This is a genomic window from Rhodococcus sp. IEGM 1305 (assembly GCF_030058635.1).
GTDB lineage: Bacteria > Actinomycetota > Actinomycetes > Mycobacteriales > Mycobacteriaceae > Rhodococcus_F > Rhodococcus_F opacus_D.
Genome location: NZ_JASHKX010000001.1, coordinates 106,154 through 123,782, shown reverse-complemented (window position 1 = coordinate 123,782; position 17,629 = coordinate 106,154). Strand labels below are relative to the sequence as shown.

Below are 17,629 nucleotides of genomic sequence, written 5' to 3'. Positions count from 1 at the left end.
TCGAGGGCCGTGGTCCCTCGACTCGCCGGCTAGGTCGAGAAGTACACCGGTGGTGCTGTCGAGTCCAGGGCCAGTGCCACAGCCGCACGGGCAGCGACGGGCCCCACCAGGTTTCCCGTCCCGTTGTACCCACCGATGGCGATGACGCCGGGAAGAACCTCGGAGCAGAGGGGACGGCCGTCGGTGGTGTAACTCACGGACGCACCCCATCTCCGGACGACGTCGACGGGCTTGCCCGCCATACGTTCCGCTACTCGTTCGATGTAGCCCTGGACGTCCGGAGTGGGTGACGTGTCGAATGTCCACTCGGTGTCGACGAAACGGTCTCGCCCGCCCCCGACGAATAGGCGCCCATCCTTCGCTTGCTGGGCGTAGTCGTATCCCCAGCGTCCGTACACAGGGCACGGCAGGCGTTCGGGCAGCCCCGGCGCCGTCCCGAGCATTTGCAGGCGTGCCGTCCGGACCCGCCCCTGCAAATCCGGGAGGACCTGTTCGAGTTTGCCGTCCACCGCGACAATGACGACGGGCGCACTGACCGAACCGTGTTCTGTTGTCACCCTTCCACTCTCCACTGCGGTGACAGGCGAGTGCTCGTACAGGCCGGCCCGTCCCCGAAGGAGAGACGCCAGCCCCAGAGCTCGACGAGAGGGGTTCATGGCCGCGTCGTCGGGCAGAAACAGACCGCGCCCGAGCTCGCCGTCGTATTCTTCGACAGCGATGTCGTGCTCACGCAACACCGCTGCCAGTGCTGCGCAATCCGCGAGTTCCACCACACGGTCGGCGGCCTCGGCGTCGTCGACAGGTTCGCCGGGCAATCCGGCGAGGCGAATGGAGCCCGTCCGTGCGATGACCTCCGGACCCAGCATCTCGGCAAGCCGGTCCAACTCGAGCAGGGTTGCGCGATAGAGATCGACCGACGACGTCCCCCAGGTCGTGAGGGACGAGTGGAGGAACGTCGCCGGGCCGCCCAGGAGGAAGCCGCCGTTGCGCCCCGCCGCGCCGGCCGCGACCCGCCCGGCGTCGACGCCGACAACCTGCAGCCCACGTTCGACCAGGGCGCCGATCGCCGCGAGACCCGACCCGCCGAGGCCGACGACACACACGTCGGCCGTGACGTTCTGTTCCAACACCGGAAGACCGTTCCACGACGCGACCACCGGATCGTCGTCCCAGGCGCTCACCGAATTCCACTGGGTGTCGGATCGAAAATTCATCATCGCATTCCCTATCCTTCAGCTCGCGACGTTCCGATGTCCGAGGAAGTTGACGCCTTGCGCGAAGCCACGACCGGGCAAGTCTATGCGGCATTGCGGGCGACGAGATAGTCACAGACGACTTTCCAGCGGGGCAACGGTCGCTGTCGGGGCCGGTGTCACGAAATGTTGCGGCGGTGTCGCTCGTCGAACCGGTGGATCTCGTCGATGACGGTCTCGACGATGTGCGGCCCGGCACCACCGACAGAGGTTGCGACCGCGAGTATGCCTACCGCACTAGGTTTGTCGGCCGGGTGAGGTGTCCACGCGGGGACCATCCCGCAGTCGACCGTCACGCCGGGCGCCGGCCCTACCCCGTGCCCGTCAGTCGTTCCCGACATTCGCCGGGCGGTGCCGAGCGCAGTGCGGGTCGCGGAGTCCAGCAGTTCCGCGGCGGCGCCGTCGGTCCGGGAGCAGCACATCAGATTTCCGGCGTCGTCGGCAACGCTGACGGCGACGGCGGCGTCGAGTGTCGCGGCATGGCGCCGGACCAGATCGAGGGCGAGTTGCGCACGCGCTGCGGTGAGTGTCATGGCGTTCTCCGATGATCGATCGCGGATTGTGCGGCTCAGCTCACCTTCTTGATCAGGTCGGCGAGCTCGGCCAGTTCGACGGCATCGAGGTCGGTCAAAGGCGCGCGCACCGGGCCTGCCGGTCGGTCGATCGCCGTCATGCCGGCCTTGATGATGCTGACCGCGTAACCCTGTTTCTTGTTGCGCAGGTTGCAGTACGGGATCACGAACTCGTTGAGTGCGTTGATGACGAATGCGTTGTCTCCGCTGCGGAGCGCGTTGTAGAAGTCGAGCGCGAACTTCGGAACGAAGTTGTAGATGGCCGAGGAGTACGTGGTGACACCCAGCGCGAGATACGGCAATGCGAACATCTCGGCGGTGGGCAGTCCGCCGACGTAGGTCAGCCGGTCACCGAGACTCGCGTAGATGCGGGTCATCTGCTCGATGTTGCCGACCCCGTCCTTGAACCCGACCAGGTTCGGGCAGCTGTCCGCGAGCTCCGCGACAGCGGCCTCGGTGTAGACGGCGTTGGCGCGACTGTAGATCGTCACCCCGAGAGTGGTTGCGGCACAAACCTCTTTGACGTGGGCGACGAGTCCGTCCTGGCTCGCCTCCGTGAGATACGGGGGCAGCAGCAGGATGCCGTGCGCGCCGACGCTCTCCGCCGACCGGGCCATCTGCACGGCCGTGGCGGTGCCGTAGCCGGCGGGCGCGATCACCGGGAGACCGTCGGGTGCCTCCTGCACCGCTGCCCGGACCACCTGCTCCACCTCGGGCGGGGTGAGCGAGAAGAACTCGCCCGTGCCACCTGCGGCGAACAACCCGGAGGCGTCGAATTGCCCGAGCCAGCCGATGTTCTCGCGGTACGCGGCCTCGTCGAACGAGTGGTCCTCCGTGAAGTGGGTGACCGGGAACGACAACAGACCGGAGCCGAGCTTGTGAGCGATCTCGTGGGGGGACGCAGTGGCCATGGGTTTCGTTCTCCTCGTTCGCAATCGCGCCGCCGTCGGTGCGCGCTGTGTCCACAAGGCTAGGAGCGCCAACCATTCAAGTCCAACACTAGTTATGGATCTTCTGATACCCAAAAGGTATCGCCGGTGCCGTCTGCGCCGAACGAACGGGACGCTCGTTCGATCGACGCGACGAGCGTCCCGTTCGTTCAGGAGAGGTCGAGGGCGGCGCGGACGATGCTGTCGGTGTCGATGCCGTGGTAGCGGTACACGTCGTCGAGGGAACCGACCTGCCCGAACTTGCTGACACCGAGCGCGGCGCCGGGGACGTGGTTGATCCCGGTCAGGAACGCGAGGGTGTGCGGGTGTCCGTCGAGGACGGTCACCATCGGCGCCGCCCGGCCGGCGGGGAACACCTGATCGAGGATCCACGACGGGCCGTCGGCGAGGCCGCGGCGCGCCTGCACCGCCTCGAACAACAACCCGGGACTGGTCACGCACACGACGTCGGCGGCAATCCCCTGCTCGGCTAACCGGTCCGCGGCCGCGAGGGTTTCGGTGATCATCGCGCCCATCCCGACCAGCGTGATCGCCGGCTTGTCGCTGTGCCGGAGGGTGTACGCGCCGGCGACCACCTGACGGCGGCGGCGTTCCCGGGCGGCGGGATCGGTGGGGACGGCGGCGAGAGTCTGATCGACCGGGCGGGTCGAGAGCCGCAGATACGACGAGGAGCCGTCCGGGCGGCCCAGGCGGGAGATGCTGTCGAGCAGCGTCCACTCGACGTCGATCGCGAAGGCGGGTTCGTAGCTGATGCAGCCGGGCTGTTCGAGGCCGATCGACGGGGTCTTGATCGACTGATGCGCCCCACCCTCCGCCGCCAGGGTCACCCCGGACGGGGTGCCGACCAGGATCGACTGCCCACCCGCATAGATGCCGTACGACCAGGGCTCGAGGGCGCGTTCGACGAACGGGTCGTACATCACCCCGATCGGGAACAGCGGCTGTCCCCACCGACTCCAGGTGGCACCGAGTTCACCCATCAACCCGACCAGGTTGGTTTCGGCGATGCCGAGTTCCATGTGCTGCCCGGTGGGCTTTTCCCGCCAGTGCATGATCGTCTCGGCGTCGTCGTCGAACCAGTTGCGGCGCTCGTTCGGCGACCACACCCCCACCTTGTTCAGCCACCCCGCCAAGTTGGTAGTAGAGCTGACATCGGGGCTGACCGTGACCACCCGCTTCGCCGCGTCGGGGGCCTCCCGGGACAGGTCCAGCAGCGCCCGGCCCAAAGCGGCCTGCGTCGTGGACGTCCCGGAGGGGGTGCGGCCGATATCGGCCGGCACCGCGGGCGGGGTTGCCGGTTCGACGGGGTTCCGCCGCAACCGGTCCGCGGTCGCCGCGCACACCTGGCCCGCCGCACTGTCGGTGTCGAACCGGGCCCACGGGTTGGCCGGGTCCATGCCCAGTTCATCGGCGAGCTGTTCGTACTGCTCGACGGTCAGCAGCGACGAGTGATTCTGCGGATGCCCCTGCGTCGGCAGGCCGCGACCCTTGATCGTGTAGGCGATGATCACCGTCGGGCGGGTGTCGTCGATCTGCGCGTACGCGGCGCGCAGGGCGTCGAGGTCGTGACCGCCGAGGTTCCGGATCGCCCGCAGCAGGGTCTCGTCATCGAGGCCGGCGATGAGCGATGCGATCGCAGCGGCGTCGGGACCGTCCCCGGGCAGCCGCACCCGCACCTGCTCTGCGTCGCACCGCAGCAGCCGCTGGTACTCCGGGTTGGGCATGTCCAGGATCCGGGTCCGCAGCGCCGCACCGCCCGCCCGGGTGAACAGCGACTCGAGCAGGGTCCCGAATTTCACGGTGATCACCTGCCATCCGGCGGCGGAGAACATGGCCTCGAGCCGGCCCGCGGCGATGTTCGGCACCACCCGGTCCAGGGACTGCCGGTTCAGGTCGACGATCCACACGATCTCCCCGAGTTCGGACACGGACGTGTCGAGGATCGCCTCCCACACCGCGCCCTCGTCCAACTCGGCGTCACCGACGAGCGAGTACTGGCGGCCCGTGCCCGCAGAACCGATCTGGGTGTTCACGTAGCGGCGGGCGATGGCACCCCAGATCGGGGCCGTCGCGCCGATGCCGACCGACCCGGTCGAATAGTCCACCGGATCAGGATCTTTCGACCGGCTCGGGTACGACTGGAGGCCACCGAACTCCCGCAGCGTCGTCAGATACTTCTCGTCCAGCTCACCGAGCAGGTAGTTGATGCCGTGCAGCACCGGCGAGGCATGGGGTTTCACCGACACCCGATCCCCCGGCCGGAGCTGCTCGAACCACAACGACGTCATGATCGACACCATCGACGCGCACGACGCCTGATGCCCACCCACCTTCAACCCCGTCGGATTCGGGCGAACCCGGTTGGCGTGGTGGATCATCGACGTCGCCAACCAGAGCACGCGCTTCTCGATCTCCACGAGCGCTTCCGGAGTGGTCGCGCGCGGGCTGAGCTGCGCCGGGTGGTCGTCGATCGTGCGGGCGTCGTTCATCGTTTCGTCCTTGCCTGTGAGTTCCTGGCACCGAATCCGATCCTCCTCGGCCCAGTTCGTGAGCGAGGCGGATCGGCGGTGACGGGCAGGCGGACCTGTGGGAACCGACCTCACCGCATCTTCGAGGTCTCGTGTGCAGATCTCGCACAACAGTCGACCATCGGAACGCACTTTGAGCAATACCGAGCGTCGCATTTGAGCATCCTGCGCATGTTCGGAGCAGCCGCCGTGGTCGGCGGTTGGCAAACTGCCCAGCACGACCGCCGCCGCTACCCTCCGGCGCTACCCTGACCGGGAGGGCTCTGCACCGCGCACACCGACCCAGGGGGGAAAGCTTGACCACCACACCAGACCGCGTTCGCACGGCGTTCCCGGACATCAGCTCGCGTGCGTGGGAGCACCCGGCGGATCGCGCGGCGCTCGTCACCCTGCGCACCTTGAAGGGGTTCGACACAGTCTTCCGAACCATCTCGGGTCTGTTGCAGGAGCGCCAGCACCGGCTGATGTACCTGGCCACGTCCGTGCGCGTCGACGAACGGCAGTTCAGCGATCTCCACGACCTCCGCAGCGACTGCGTGCGGATTCTCGGCGCCGACGAGACGCCCGAGCTGTTCGTGCTACAGACCCCGGTCGTGAACGCCTTCACCATCGGCATGGACCGTCCGTTCATCGTGGTCACCACCGGACTGCTGGACGTGATGAATTACGAGGAGCAGCGGTTCATCATCGGCCACGAGCTCGGGCACGCGCTCTCGGGGCACGCGGTGTATCGCACGATCCTCATGCATCTGATGCGCCTGGCCGGGACCATCGGCTGGATCCCGATCGGCGGGTGGGCGCTGCGCGCGATCATCGCCGCGCTCATGGAATGGCAGCGCAAGTCGGAACTGTCCGGCGACCGTGCCGGTTTGCTGTGCGGGCAGGACGTCCACACCGCCCTTCGCGTGCAGCTGAAGCTGGCAGGCGGCTCCCGGGTCAGCGAGATCGACACCGACGCCTTCCTGGCGCAGGCAGCCGAGTACGACGCCAGCGGCGACCTGCGCGACGGCGTGCTCAAGCTCCTCAACATCGAATTGCTCACCCACCCGTTCTCGGTACTGCGCGCCGCCGAGCTGAAGAAGTGGGTGGACAGCGGCGCCTACGCAGCGATCCTGCGTGGCGAATACCCGCGCCGCGGCGAGGACGACGACGCCAAGATCAGCGAAGAATTCCGCAAGGCCGCGAAATCGTACAAACAGAATTTCGACACCTCGAACGACCCGCTGATCCGAATGCTCCGTGAGATCGGCAGCGGACTGGGCACCACCGTGGACGCCGTCGGCAACGGCGTCGGCGACGTCGCGGCGGACATCAAGGAGCGCTTCACCCACTGGCGCAGAAATTCCGACGGCAAGAAGGATTCCGACGGCGACAGCTGACCGCTAACCAGCGGAGGTCGGGCGCGTTCTCGCGCGCCCGACCTCTTCGGTCAGTCGGCCATGGCCTCGGCCAGCTCCTCGACCTCCTGGATGACCGGTTCGGGCACCCGCACGGGCCCGGGGGTGTAAGTGACCGACCGCAGCCTGCCGGTGAATCGGAACGTTCCGCGGCGTTCACGCAGATCCCACACGACGGGTCCGCGGGCGTCGACGCCCACCGAGATCCCGGTCCACGGCGCCATGCCGACCAGCTGGAACTGGTCGACGAGGGTGGCCACGTCGGTGCTGACCCCGGCCGAGTCGGTGAGGGCGACGGTGAAGTTCCACCGGACGGATTCGGTGGCCTCCGCCCGCACCCGCACGCCCACCACATCCGCACCGAGGGGCGCGGACGTGTGCGCGACGCGGCCGTAGCTGTTGACCGAGAACACGATCCGGCCGTCCTCGACGTACAGCACGTATCCGCCGTGCGGGTCACCGTGCGCGACGAGAACGCCTTCCTCGCCCGCAGCGATCGCATGGGTGGCGACGTCGATGGTGAAGTCGCGGTACTGGATCAGCACACTGGACCGATAGCGTTCCAGCGTCGGCGTGCCCGCGAGGATCTTCACCGGCTCCGCGAGTCGACGCTCGTCGGGTCGCCGCTGCACGGCCTTGCGGTCGTTGAGGATCGGGAACACGGTGTTGTGCCACGCCGCCCGATCCCACGCCTCGGCGAGTTCCCGCACCTTCTCGGGGAAGAGATGCGCGACGTCCGTGGTTTCGGCGGGGTCGGATTCGACGTCGAACAGCTGCCATTGTGGATCGTCGACCCGGGTCGGATCCGTGTGCAGCGACAGCAGTTTCCAGCCGTCCCGGTAGAACCCGCGGTGACCACCGAACTCGGCGTACTGCTCCGTGTGTGGGGTGGGCTGCGCGGCGTCACGCAGAACGTCGACGATACTGACACCGTCACGCTCCTGGGCGGGAAGCCCGTTCCGGTGGCTCGGAGTTTCGAGTCCAGCGAGATCCAGGAGCGTCGGCGTGATGTCGGTGACGTACGAGTACTGCTTGCGCAGTCCGGTGTCGCCGTCGGCACGCCCGAGTCCGGCCGGCCAGGACAGCAGGAACGGCACCCGGACACCACCGGCGAACGTCTGGCCCTTGTAGAACCGGAACGGGGTATTCGACGCCTGCCCCCAGCCGCGCGGGTAGTGGACGCCGATCCTCTCCGAGCCGATCAGTTCCTCGTGCGGAACGTCGCGCACCCAGTCCGACGGGACCGGTCCGTGCACGAATTGGCTGAAGTACGAACGCGTTCCCGCCGCGCCGCCCTCAGCGGTGCCACCGTTGTCGGACGTGAACACGATGATGGTGTTGTCGGTCTCGCCGAGTTCGTCGAGGGTGTCGAGCACCCGCCCCACGCTCTGGTCGATGCTGTCGACCATCGCGGCGTAGACCTCCTGGTACCGGGCGAACCGCAGCTGCTCCTCTTCGGTGAGCTCGTCCCACGGCGGCGCGTCGTAGCCGGGTTCGGTGTTGCGTTCGGCCATCTGGGTGCCGGGCGGGAAGAACCCTGCCTCGAGCTGCGCGTCGAAGCGGCTGCGTCGCACTGCGTCCCAGCCCTCGGTGTGGCGGCCGCGGTACTTGGCCAGGTCTTCGGGCTTGGCCTGGTGCGGTCCGTGCATCGCGATGTGCGAGAAGTACAGGAAGAACGGCTTGTCGGCGTCGTGGGCGCGCAGGCTCTTGATCCGCGAGACGGCCTTGTCCGTGATGTCATCGGTGACGTAGTAGTCCGACGGATACTCCTCGACGTCGACCACGGAGTTGTCCGAAATCAGCTCGTTCGGGTAGTAGAACGAATTCAACCCCTCGAGCGAGCCGTAGTAGCTGTCGAATCCACGCTGCAGGGGCCAGGAGTCACGGGTGCGGCCCGGTGCGAGGTTGGTGTCGCGCGCGAGATGCCACTTGCCGACCGCGTGCGTGGCATACCCGTTCGCGCGCAGAATCTCGGCGAGGCTGAGCGCGTCGTCGGCGAGTTCCATGCGCAGTCCGGGGAAGCCGGGATCGAAGTTGGCCACGCTGCCGTAGCCGGCGCGGTGCGGGTTCAGGCCGGTGAGCAGCGCCGCGCGAGCCGGTGAGCAGACCGAGGTGGTGTGATAGTTCGACAGCCGGTAGCCGCTGTCGGCGAGCCGGTTCAGGTTGGGGGTGTCGATCTCGGAGCCGAACGGTCCGATGTCCGAGTAGCCCATGTCGTCGATGAGGATGACCACGATGTTCGGCGCACCGGCGGGGGCTTTCGTCTCCGGCGCCCACCACGGCGTCGACTCCGCACTCGTCCGCCCGATATGTCCGCCGAATCCGTCGTACCCTCGCGCGCCCGGAGGGAGCTGCTGCTCGCTGTCGATACCGCCGGTTCCGTTACTTCCCACTTCGGGCACGCGCGCAAATCCCTTCACTCACGGGGAGGGTTTCCCCATGCATTTAGGGAAATAGTACGGTCGCCCGCGAGACCTTCGAGTGGTTTGAATCACGTGGATTTCAAAGCATGTTCGGCAGGGACGGTTGTGACCTGCGTCGCGCCGAGGAGGCCTCGGAACGTGATCTGCGCTATGAAAGCGGCGACTTTTACACGGGCGTAAGAAATCCAGGACAAGCTTTGCGGAGGCTTGTCCACCGGCGATCGTCGGCCACGGCGGGCTCTACAGAATGTGCTCCTGCCCACGTGTGACCGTCCAGAAAGCTGTACCACTGTGCTCCAGCTCATCTCGATACTCGCCCTTCTCAGGAAGGTCGGTTCCACCGCACTGCCGTCAGTGCGCGCCGCGTTGCTTCGCTTCGCGGGGTACCTGGTGCCGATTGCGCAGACGGCGGTCACCGCGGGGGCGGCGTGGTGGGTGTCGGTCGAGGTGGCCGGTCACGAACAGCCGCTGCTGGCTCCGTTGGCGGCGGTCGTGTGCCTGAGCGTCGCGCGGGGCGCCCGCAGCCGCCGGGCCGGCGAGTTGATCGCGGGCGTCACCATCGGAACGATCGTCTCGGACGTCGTCGTGCGATACATCGGCAACGGGCCGTGGCAGATCTGCCTCGTGGTAGCGGTGGCGATGTCTTTCGCGGTGCTCCTCGACGGTGGTTCGGTGATCGTCCTGCAGGCGGGTTCGTCGGCGGCGTTGGTCGCAGCCATGGCATCCGCTACGAGCGCCCACCCGTTCGACCGTGTCGTGGACGCACTGATCGGGGGTGCGCTCAGCCTGGTGGCGCTGTCCGTGTTGCCCACCGACCCGGTGCGACGGACACGCCGGTGCGCCGCCGCTGTGCTGGACAGCGTGGCCGCGGCCCTCCGTCAAACGTCGAAGGGCCTGGCCGCGGGTGACGTCTCCGCTCTAGAGGATGCTCTCGCACTTGCCCGTTCGACGCAGTCGACCATCGACAGCATGCGCGTCGAACTCCGCTCCGGATCCGAGGTGGCCCGGATCTCGCCGATTCACTGGCGGGGACGTCGCCGCATCGGCCGGCTGGCATCGATTGCCGACCCGATCGACAACGCCGCACGCAACACCCGGGTCCTGGTGCGGCGCGCCCTGATCGCCACGTACGACGGCGAGCGAGTCGACCCGCAATTGGCGGACGCCGTCTCCGATCTGGCGCACCTCGCCGACCGGATGCGGCTGATGATTCTCGCGACTCCCGCGAAGAAACCCAACGAAATCCAGATCAGCGACGAACTCGAACGATTCGCCCGCTCACTGCCGCAGCAGGAGGTCTCGGCGGGGTTCTCCGCAGCGGTCGTCTCCGCGCAGGTCCGATCCATCGTCATCGACTTCTTCGAAGTGTGCGGCATCCCGCGCGCCGTCTGCCGGCCGATGCTGCCCCGCCCCGCCCACTACGCGGGTGCCGCGTAGCGCAAGACTCAGGACATCTCGAGCCGGCACTGTTCGGGTGCGCGAGAGTTGTCGATGACGCAGAACCGATTGCCCTCGGTGTCCTCCAGCACCACGAAGTCCGAGTCCTCGGGGTACCGGTCCCCGGCACCCGCTGCGCGCCGAGACCGACGAGTCGTTCGATTTCCGCGGCCTGGTCCTCGCTGTCGCGGACGTGCAGGTCGAGGTGCAGCCGAGGCTCGGGCTCCGCGTCGTGTTCGCTCTGCTGGATCGCCAGCAGTGGCCGGCCGTCGGGCAGCGTCAGGTTGGTGAAGTCGTTGTCGCCGACGGGCGGGAGCGCCGTCAATCCGAGTGCCTCGGTCCAGAACCTGGTTGCACGCCCGATGTCGCGTGCTCCGATCACGGTCGTTCCCAAGATGAGCATGAACCGAATTTATCCGCTGCGCCGGGCCGGGGTGGACGATGTGGGGTGTGGATTTCGAGGACCTGGTGTTGCGACCCCTCGCCGAGCGGTTGTGCCGCGTCGATGGCGTCGTCGGCGTCACCCTCGGCGGCAGCCGCGCCCGAGGGACACACACGGCGGAATCCGACTACGACCTGGGTGTCTACTACGGCGGGGCGCTCGACGCCGACGGGCTGAACGATCTCGCGCGGGAGTGGGCGGGCGCCTCGGCATCGGCGACCCGGACGGGTGAGTGGGGACCGTGGGTCGACGGCGGTGCGTGGCTGTCGTTCGACGGCCGGGCGGTCGACTGGCTGTATCGCGACCTCGACCGGGTGACCGCGGTGTGGCAGGACACGCAGCAGGGTGTGTACGGGTTTCACGCCCAGACCGGTCACCCGTTCGGGTTCGCGGACTTCGCGTACGCGGGCGAACTCGCGTCGGCGGTGATCCTCGCCGATCCGTCCGGACGCATCGCTGCTCTTCACGCCGACATGCAGCACTACCCGGACCCGCTGCGCGAAGCCCTGGTGCGGCGACTGTGGGAGGCGGACTTCGTCACCGTGCTGGCCCGCAAGGCGATCCCGCGTGCCGATGCGACGTATGTGGCGGGATGCCTGTTCCGTGCGGTGTGCCTGTGCGCCCACGCCCTACACGCGCACGCCCGGCGCTGGGTGATCAACGAGAAGGGCGCCGTGGCTGCCGCCGGTGCCCTGCCGAACGCACCCACCGACTTCACCGCTCGCGCTCACGCCGTCCTCGGCCGACTCGGAACGACGCCCGACGAACTGACCGCCGCCCTCACCCTGGCCGAACAACTCGTCGACGACACCCGCAACGCCTGTCCCCTGACGTGAGCGTGCGAACCCTCAGCCGTTCTCCCCGAACCGGCCGCGGGCCTCGACCGGAATCAGGGGCTTCTCCGCCCGCGCCTTGATCTGCTGGACCGCCCACGTATTGCCGTCGGGATCGGCGAATCCGAAGAAAGTTCCCCCGTCACGCTCGTCGAACACGGTGATCTCGCTGACCTCGACACCCCGATCGAGCAACTCCTGGCGGGCCGCGGCGGCGTCGGCGACCACCAACTGCAGTCCCCTCATCGACCCGGGTGCCATCTCCGTCTGCGACGGGAGGTCGCCGATCACGATCGAGCAGCCCGAACCGGTGGGGGTCAGCTGAACGACGTGCATGTGCTCGTTGGTGGTGTCGTGGTCGAGATGGAAGCCGAGCTTGTCGCGGTAGAACGCGACGGAACGATCGATGTCACTGACGGGCAGAACGACCACTTCGAGTGTCCAGTCCATGATGCGAGTTCCTCCGTATCGGTGGGGAGCGAATTGCTCCGCATCAGATGGTGGCGCATCGGGGACGTCGTTGCCGTCGTTCTGCCCAGAACTCTGGGTTACCAGCCGCGCAACCGGTCCGGGGTGACGCGGACGAGCGTCGAGTAGTCCTGCCGGAACTTCTCGGGCGTGTAGTCCAGACCGGCCATGTCCTCGCGGTACTTCTCGACGTAGGTTTCCCACTCCTCCGGCGAGGGACCGTCCGCGTCGACGCGGGCCTTCCCGGTGAACACCGACACGTCACCACCCGTGGGGCTGCTGTTGAAGTTCAGCGCGACCTGCGGATTCCTGCCGATGTTCGCGAGCTTGGCGGTGCCCGGTTGACTGAAGATCAGGAATTCGGTGCCCGACCAGCTGAACCACACCGGGGTGGGAACCGGCGTGTCGTTGCGACCGACGGTCGTCAACCACACGATGGCTTCGTGGGCCAACCGGTCGGCGACGGGTTCGGTGATCGCGGACGCTGAAAGAGTCATGGCGTTCTCCTGTGTCGTTTCCGATATCAACCGCGGACCGGTGCGCGATCTTCCCCAACGCGGATCGAATGCGTTCAGCCGTGCGCGTGCAGCGGCTTTCCCGACAACGCCAGCATCGCTTCGCCCAGTGCTTCGTTCTGGGTGGGGTGCGCGTGGACGAACGGTGCGACGTCGGTGGGCAGGGCCTCCCAGGCGACGGTCAGCTGGGCCTCGCCGATCAGCTCGCCGACGCGGTCGCCGACCATGTGCACACCCACCACCGGGCCGGTGTGCCCGGCTCGGACGACCTTGATTCCGCCCGACGTCTTCAGGATCTGGCTCTTGCCGTTGCCCGCAAGGTCGTACACGACGGCCGTGACGTCGCCGTACCGTTCGCGGGCGGCATCCTCGGTGAGTCCGACGGACGCGACCTCGGGGTGCGAGTACGTCACCCGCGGAACGAGATGCTCGGCCACGGGAACGGGATCGAGGCCGGCGATCTCTTCGGCAACGAACACACCCTGCTGAAAGCCGCGGTGCGCCAGTTGAAGTCCGGCCACGATGTCGCCGACGGCGTACACACCGTCGACGGGGGTGCGCAGCCGCTCGTCGGTGACGACGAACCCACGGTCCAGGGTGATGCCGTGTTCCGCGAACCCGCTGTCACCGGTGCACGGTCCGCGCCCCACCGCCACCAGCAGGATCTCCGCCTCGAGGGTGTCGCCGCCGTCGAGTTCCACGAGAACGCCGTCCGCGGTTTCCTTCGCCGCCGCGACCGTCACCCCAGTGCGGGCGGCGATACCGCGCTTGCGGAACGCGCGTTCGAGTTGCTTCGAGCACCACGGATCCTCCGCCGCGACCAGGCGGGGGAGCGCCTCGACGACAGTCACTTCCGCACCGAACGAGGCCCAGACGCTGGCGAACTCGACGCCGATCACGCCACCGCCGAGAACGATGGCCTTCTTCGGGACGAACCCGAGATTCAATGCGTCGTCGCTGGTGACGATGCGCTCACCGAGTTCGATGGACGGCACCGTCCGGGCGTAGGAGCCGGTCGCGAGAACCATGGACGTCCCGGTGTAGCGGGTGCCGTCCACCTCGATCGTCCTGTCTCCGAGATACTTTCCGTGCCCACTCACGACGCTGATCTCGAGCTGGGCGACCAGGCCCTGCAGTCCCCTGTGCAACCGGTCGATCGTGTCGTTCTTGTACTGGTGCACCGCCTCGATGTCGATGCCGTCGAACGTCGTTCGCACGCCGAACGCGGCACCGGTCCGCGCGGTGTCGGCGACCTCGGCGGAATGGAGGAGCGCTTTGGTCGGGATACAGCCCCGGTGCAGGCAGGTTCCGCCGATCTTGTCGGCTTCGATCAGTGTGACGGACAGGCCGAGCTGCGCGGCTCGGAAGGCGCAGGCGTAACCGCCGGAACCGCCACCGAGGATCAGGACGTCACTGTGGGTGGTGGTCATCAGAGCCTTCCCAGCACGGTGATCGGGTTCTCGATGTAGTCGGCGAACAGTCTGAGGAACCCGCCCGCGACACCGCCGTCGCATACGCGGTGATCGAAGCTCAGCGACACCTGGGTGACCTTCCGAACGGCCAACTGCCCGTTCACCACCCACGGTTTTTCGATGATGCGGCCGACGCCGAGGATCGCGGCCTCGGGATGGTTGATGATCGGGGTCGAGCCGTCCACACCGAAGACGCCGTAGTTGTTGAGGGTGAACGTGCCACCGGTCAGTCGTGCCGGCGGGAGCGTCCCCTCACGGGCCAGCGCCGTCGTGTCCCGCAGTTGCCGGGCGAGTTCGACGGTGGTGAGCGAGTCGGCCTTTTCGATCACCGGGACGACCAGGCCTCGCGGTGTCTGCGCCGCGATGCCGAGGTGGACGTGTCCGTATCGGACGATCTCGTTGCGTTCGGTGTCGACGGTCGAGTTCAGTTCCGGGTACTGCTTCAGCGCCGCGAGGGCCAGACGCGCGAGCAGGGCCATCAGACTCACGCCGGCGTCGGCGTCGAGAGTGGCGTTGATTGCCCGGCGGGCGGCGAGGAGGTCGGTGGCATCCACGTCGACCCAGGTTGTCGCGTCCGGGATTTCGCGTCGGCTCGTCGAGAGCTTGTCGGCGACCGCTTTCCGCAGGCCCTTGATCGGAATCCGCTGCGCGTCGGCTGTCTCGGGTGTGGCGGCGAGTGCCTTCTCGACGTCGGCGCGGTTGATCACACCGCCGGGACCGCTCCCGGGCAGCCGCGACAGGTCGAGATCGTTCTGCCGCGCGAGGTTGCGGACGACCGGCGAGATGACCCGTGGCGCAACACCGGCGCGGTTCGGTTCCGGTCGTGTGACCTCGCGTGTCACGCCGACCCGTCGGCGACGCCGGCGCGTGTCCTCGCTGGTGCCGTACCCGATCAGGACGTTGCCCGAGCCGGCTTTTTCTTCTTCGCGGTACTGCTCGTGTGCGGCGGGGGTTCCGCTGACGGTGATGAGCGGGGTGCCCACCTTCAGCGTCGAGCCTTCGTCGCCGTGCAGGGAGATCACCGTGCCCTCGAAGGGAATCGGCACCTCGACCGCGGCTTTCGCGGTTTCGACCTCGACGACCACCTGGTCGATGGTGACGGTGTCGCCGACCCGGACTTTCCATTCGGCGATGTCGGCCTCGGTGAGTCCCTCGCCGAGGTCGGGGAGCAGGAAGACCTGGTTGTTCATGCGGTCACCGCCCAGCGGGTGTCGACGGAGTCGTTCCACTGCAACCGGTCGACGCTGTCGAGGACACGGTCTACGCTCGGCAGGTGGAGGCGTTCGAGTTTCGGTGCCGGGTAGGGGATGTCGAATCCGCTGACCCGCAGCACCGGCGCGTGCAGGTGGTGGAAGCAGCGTTCCTGGACGCGGGCGGCGATCTCGGCGCCGACACCGGCGAACCCCTGCGCCTCCTGAATGACGATGCAGCGGCCGGTCTTCCGGACCGACGCCATGACGGTCTCGTCGTCGAACGGCACGATCGACCGCAGGTCGATCACCTCGATGTCGTGCCCCTCCGCCGCGGCCGCTTCGGCAGACTCGAGCGCGACGGTCACCGACGGCCCGTACGCGACGATGGTCGCGTCCCGGCCGGGACGCCGGACGGCGGCCTGTCCGATCGGTGCGCCGACCGCGAGGTCGACGTCGGCGCGGGAGAAGTACAGACGTTTCGGTTCGAGGAAGATCACCGGGTCCGGGTCGTCGATCGCCTCGCGCAGCAGGGTGTAGGCGTCCTCGACGGTGGACGGGGCCACGACCTTCAGCCCGGGGGTGTGGGCGTAGTAGCCCTCGCTGGAGTCGCAGTGGTGCTCGACCCCGCCGATGCCGCCCGCGAACGGGATCCGGATGACGATCGGCACGGACAGCGCACCCTTGGTGCGGTTCCGGATCTTCGCGACGTGGGAGACGATCTGCTCGAACGCCGGGTAGGCGAACGCGTCGAACTGCATTTCGACGACCGGCTTGAACCCGGACATCGCCATGCCGATCGCGAAGCCGATGATGCCGGATTCAGCGAGCGGGGTGTCGAAGCACCGGTCGGCACCGAAGTCTCGGGTCAGGCCGTCGGTGACGCGGAAGACGCCGCCGAGGGCGCCGACGTCCTCGCCGAAGACGACGACGTTCTCGTCGGCGGTGAGGGCGTCGCGCAGTGCGGTGTTCAGGGCCTGGGCCATGGTGAGCACGGGCATGGTGTCAGTTCTCCTCGGACTCGGCGGCCAGTTCGGCTTCCGCCTGCGCTTGCTGCTCTCGAAGTTGCGGGGTCTGTTCGGCGAAGACGTACCGGAACAGGTCCATCGGGTCGGTGGGCCGGTCGACGTTCATGCCGGCACGCAGCGCGGATGCGGCGGCCTCGGCGTCCGCGGTGAGGGCCTCAGACGATGCGTTGTCGAGCAGGCCCTTCCCGCGCAGGTATTTCTCCAGCCGGGCCAGCGGGTCGCGGCCGAGCCACTGTTCCACCTCGGCCGAGTCGCGGTAGCGGGTGGCGTCGTCGGCGTTGGTGTGCGCATCGATCCGGTAGGTGTGGGCTTCGACGATGACGGGACCGTTGCCGGCGCGGACGAAGTTCGCGGCCTCGTCCATCACGGCGAGCATGGCGACCGGGTCGTTGCCGTCCACCTGCTCGGAGCCGATTCCATAGCCGACCCCCTTGTGCGCCAACGTGGGCGCCGCGCTCTGCCGGGCGAGCGGCACACTGATCGCGAATCCGTTGTTCTGCACCAGAAACACGACCGGCGCCTTGAACACGGCGGCGAAGTTGAGGGCCTCGTGGAAGTCGCCCTCACTGGTCGCGCCGTCGCCGCAGAACGCCAGGGCGATCGTGTCGTTTCCCTTGCGGTGTTCGCCGTAGGCCACACCCGTCGCGTGCAAGAGCTGGGTGGCCAGCGGGGTGCACTGCGGGGCGCTGCGGTGGGCGGCGGGGTCGTAGCCGCAGTGCCAGTTGCCGGCGAGCATGCTGAGGATCTCGACCGGATCGATGCCGCGGGCGGCGAGCGCCACCGAGTCGCGGTACGTGGGGAACATCCAGTCGCCGGGTTGCAGGCTCATCGCCGCCGCGATCTGGCAGGCCTCCTGACCACGCGACGACGGGTACACGGCCAGCCGGCCCTGCTTGGTCAGAGCCGTCGCCTGCTGATCGAAGCGTCTGCCCAGCAACATGTTCCGGTACATCTCGACCAGACGGTCGTCGCTCGGCCTCGGATACCGGGCCTCGCTCTCGGTCAGCTCGCCGGCCGCGTCCAGATACTGCACCGCGCACTCGGCGGGAAGGAACTTCCGATACGGCGTCGCCAGGGGCGGCTCTACGAGCGTCACGTCTACCTCCAGATGCATTGTGTTC

At 67.7% G+C, this 17,629-nt stretch carries 14 protein-coding genes and 1 pseudogene; 3 read left to right on the top strand and 12 right to left on the bottom strand.

What is annotated here, in order from left to right:
• Positions 1 to 29: 29 nt before the first annotated feature.
• From QM693_RS00590 to QM693_RS00575, 4 genes are all read right to left on the bottom strand, one after another.
• Positions 30 to 1,217, bottom strand: a complete 1,188-nt coding sequence (locus QM693_RS00590) for an NAD(P)/FAD-dependent oxidoreductase (RefSeq protein WP_477951479.1) — start codon at positions 1,215 to 1,217, stop codon at positions 30 to 32.
• Positions 1,218 to 1,372: 155 nt separating this feature from the next.
• A complete protein-coding gene (locus tag QM693_RS00585) occupies positions 1,373 to 1,786 on the bottom strand; it encodes a heme-binding protein (protein WP_283351023.1) in 414 nt (137 codons plus the stop codon).
• Positions 1,787 to 1,821: 35 nt separating this feature from the next.
• Positions 1,822 to 2,736 carry a 5-dehydro-4-deoxyglucarate dehydratase gene (kdgD, locus tag QM693_RS00580; protein WP_164060816.1) on the bottom strand — a complete coding sequence of 305 codons (915 nt, stop codon included), beginning with the start codon at positions 2,734 to 2,736 and terminating at the stop codon, positions 1,822 to 1,824.
• Between the two features lie 188 nt (positions 2,737 to 2,924).
• Complete coding sequence (locus tag QM693_RS00575; protein ID WP_283351022.1) at positions 2,925 to 5,264, bottom strand: thiamine pyrophosphate-binding protein; 2,340 nt, start codon at positions 5,262 to 5,264, stop codon at positions 2,925 to 2,927.
• 335 nt (positions 5,265 to 5,599) lie between these two features.
• Here QM693_RS00575 and QM693_RS00570 point away from each other — a divergent pair, with 335 nt between their 5' ends.
• The gene (locus QM693_RS00570; RefSeq protein WP_283333147.1) at positions 5,600 to 6,682 is read left to right on the top strand and encodes a M48 family metallopeptidase; all 1,083 of its coding nucleotides are present in this window, start codon (positions 5,600 to 5,602) and stop codon (positions 6,680 to 6,682) included.
• A gap of 50 nt (positions 6,683 to 6,732) precedes the next feature.
• Here the strand turns inward: QM693_RS00570 and QM693_RS00565 are convergent, their stop codons facing one another.
• Positions 6,733 to 9,093, bottom strand: a complete 2,361-nt coding sequence (locus QM693_RS00565; RefSeq protein WP_283351460.1) for an arylsulfatase — start codon at positions 9,091 to 9,093, stop codon at positions 6,733 to 6,735.
• A gap of 321 nt (positions 9,094 to 9,414) precedes the next feature.
• Here QM693_RS00565 and QM693_RS00560 point away from each other — a divergent pair, with 321 nt between their 5' ends.
• Positions 9,415 to 10,560, top strand: coding sequence for an FUSC family protein (locus QM693_RS00560; RefSeq protein ID WP_283351021.1), 1,146 nt, complete (start codon positions 9,415 to 9,417; stop codon positions 10,558 to 10,560).
• A gap of 8 nt (positions 10,561 to 10,568) precedes the next feature.
• Here the strand turns inward: QM693_RS00560 and QM693_RS00555 are convergent.
• Positions 10,569 to 10,963 (bottom strand): annotated as a pseudogene (locus QM693_RS00555) (VOC family protein).
• Between the two features lie 38 nt (positions 10,964 to 11,001).
• On the opposite strand from QM693_RS00555, the gene QM693_RS00550 reads away from it, so the two are divergent.
• On the top strand, positions 11,002 to 11,838 hold the full coding sequence (locus QM693_RS00550; RefSeq protein ID WP_283351020.1) for a nucleotidyltransferase domain-containing protein: 837 nt from the start codon (positions 11,002 to 11,004) through the stop codon (positions 11,836 to 11,838).
• A gap of 12 nt (positions 11,839 to 11,850) precedes the next feature.
• Here the strand turns inward: QM693_RS00550 and QM693_RS00545 are convergent, their stop codons facing one another.
• From QM693_RS00545 to pdhA, 6 genes are all read right to left on the bottom strand, one after another.
• Positions 11,851 to 12,285: a VOC family protein gene (locus tag QM693_RS00545; RefSeq protein ID WP_283333156.1), complete on the bottom strand. Its 435-nt coding sequence runs from the start codon at positions 12,283 to 12,285 to the stop codon at positions 11,851 to 11,853.
• Positions 12,286 to 12,383: 98 nt separating this feature from the next.
• The gene (locus tag QM693_RS00540) at positions 12,384 to 12,800 is read right to left on the bottom strand and encodes a TIGR03667 family PPOX class F420-dependent oxidoreductase (protein ID WP_283333157.1); all 417 of its coding nucleotides are present in this window, start codon (positions 12,798 to 12,800) and stop codon (positions 12,384 to 12,386) included.
• A gap of 74 nt (positions 12,801 to 12,874) precedes the next feature.
• Positions 12,875 to 14,248: a dihydrolipoyl dehydrogenase gene (lpdA, locus tag QM693_RS00535; protein WP_283351019.1), complete on the bottom strand. Its 1,374-nt coding sequence runs from the start codon at positions 14,246 to 14,248 to the stop codon at positions 12,875 to 12,877.
• Positions 14,248 to 15,480, bottom strand: coding sequence for a dihydrolipoamide acetyltransferase family protein (locus tag QM693_RS00530; protein WP_283351018.1), 1,233 nt, complete (start codon positions 15,478 to 15,480; stop codon positions 14,248 to 14,250). The genes lpdA and QM693_RS00530 overlap by 1 nt, the downstream gene beginning before the upstream one ends.
• A complete protein-coding gene (locus QM693_RS00525; RefSeq protein WP_283333160.1) occupies positions 15,477 to 16,481 on the bottom strand; it encodes an alpha-ketoacid dehydrogenase subunit beta in 1,005 nt (334 codons plus the stop codon). The genes QM693_RS00530 and QM693_RS00525 overlap by 4 nt, the downstream gene beginning before the upstream one ends.
• Positions 16,482 to 16,485: 4 nt before the next feature.
• On the bottom strand, positions 16,486 to 17,622 hold the full coding sequence (gene pdhA / locus QM693_RS00520) for a pyruvate dehydrogenase (acetyl-transferring) E1 component subunit alpha (RefSeq protein WP_283351017.1): 1,137 nt from the start codon (positions 17,620 to 17,622) through the stop codon (positions 16,486 to 16,488).
• Positions 17,623 to 17,629: the final 7 nt, after the last annotated feature.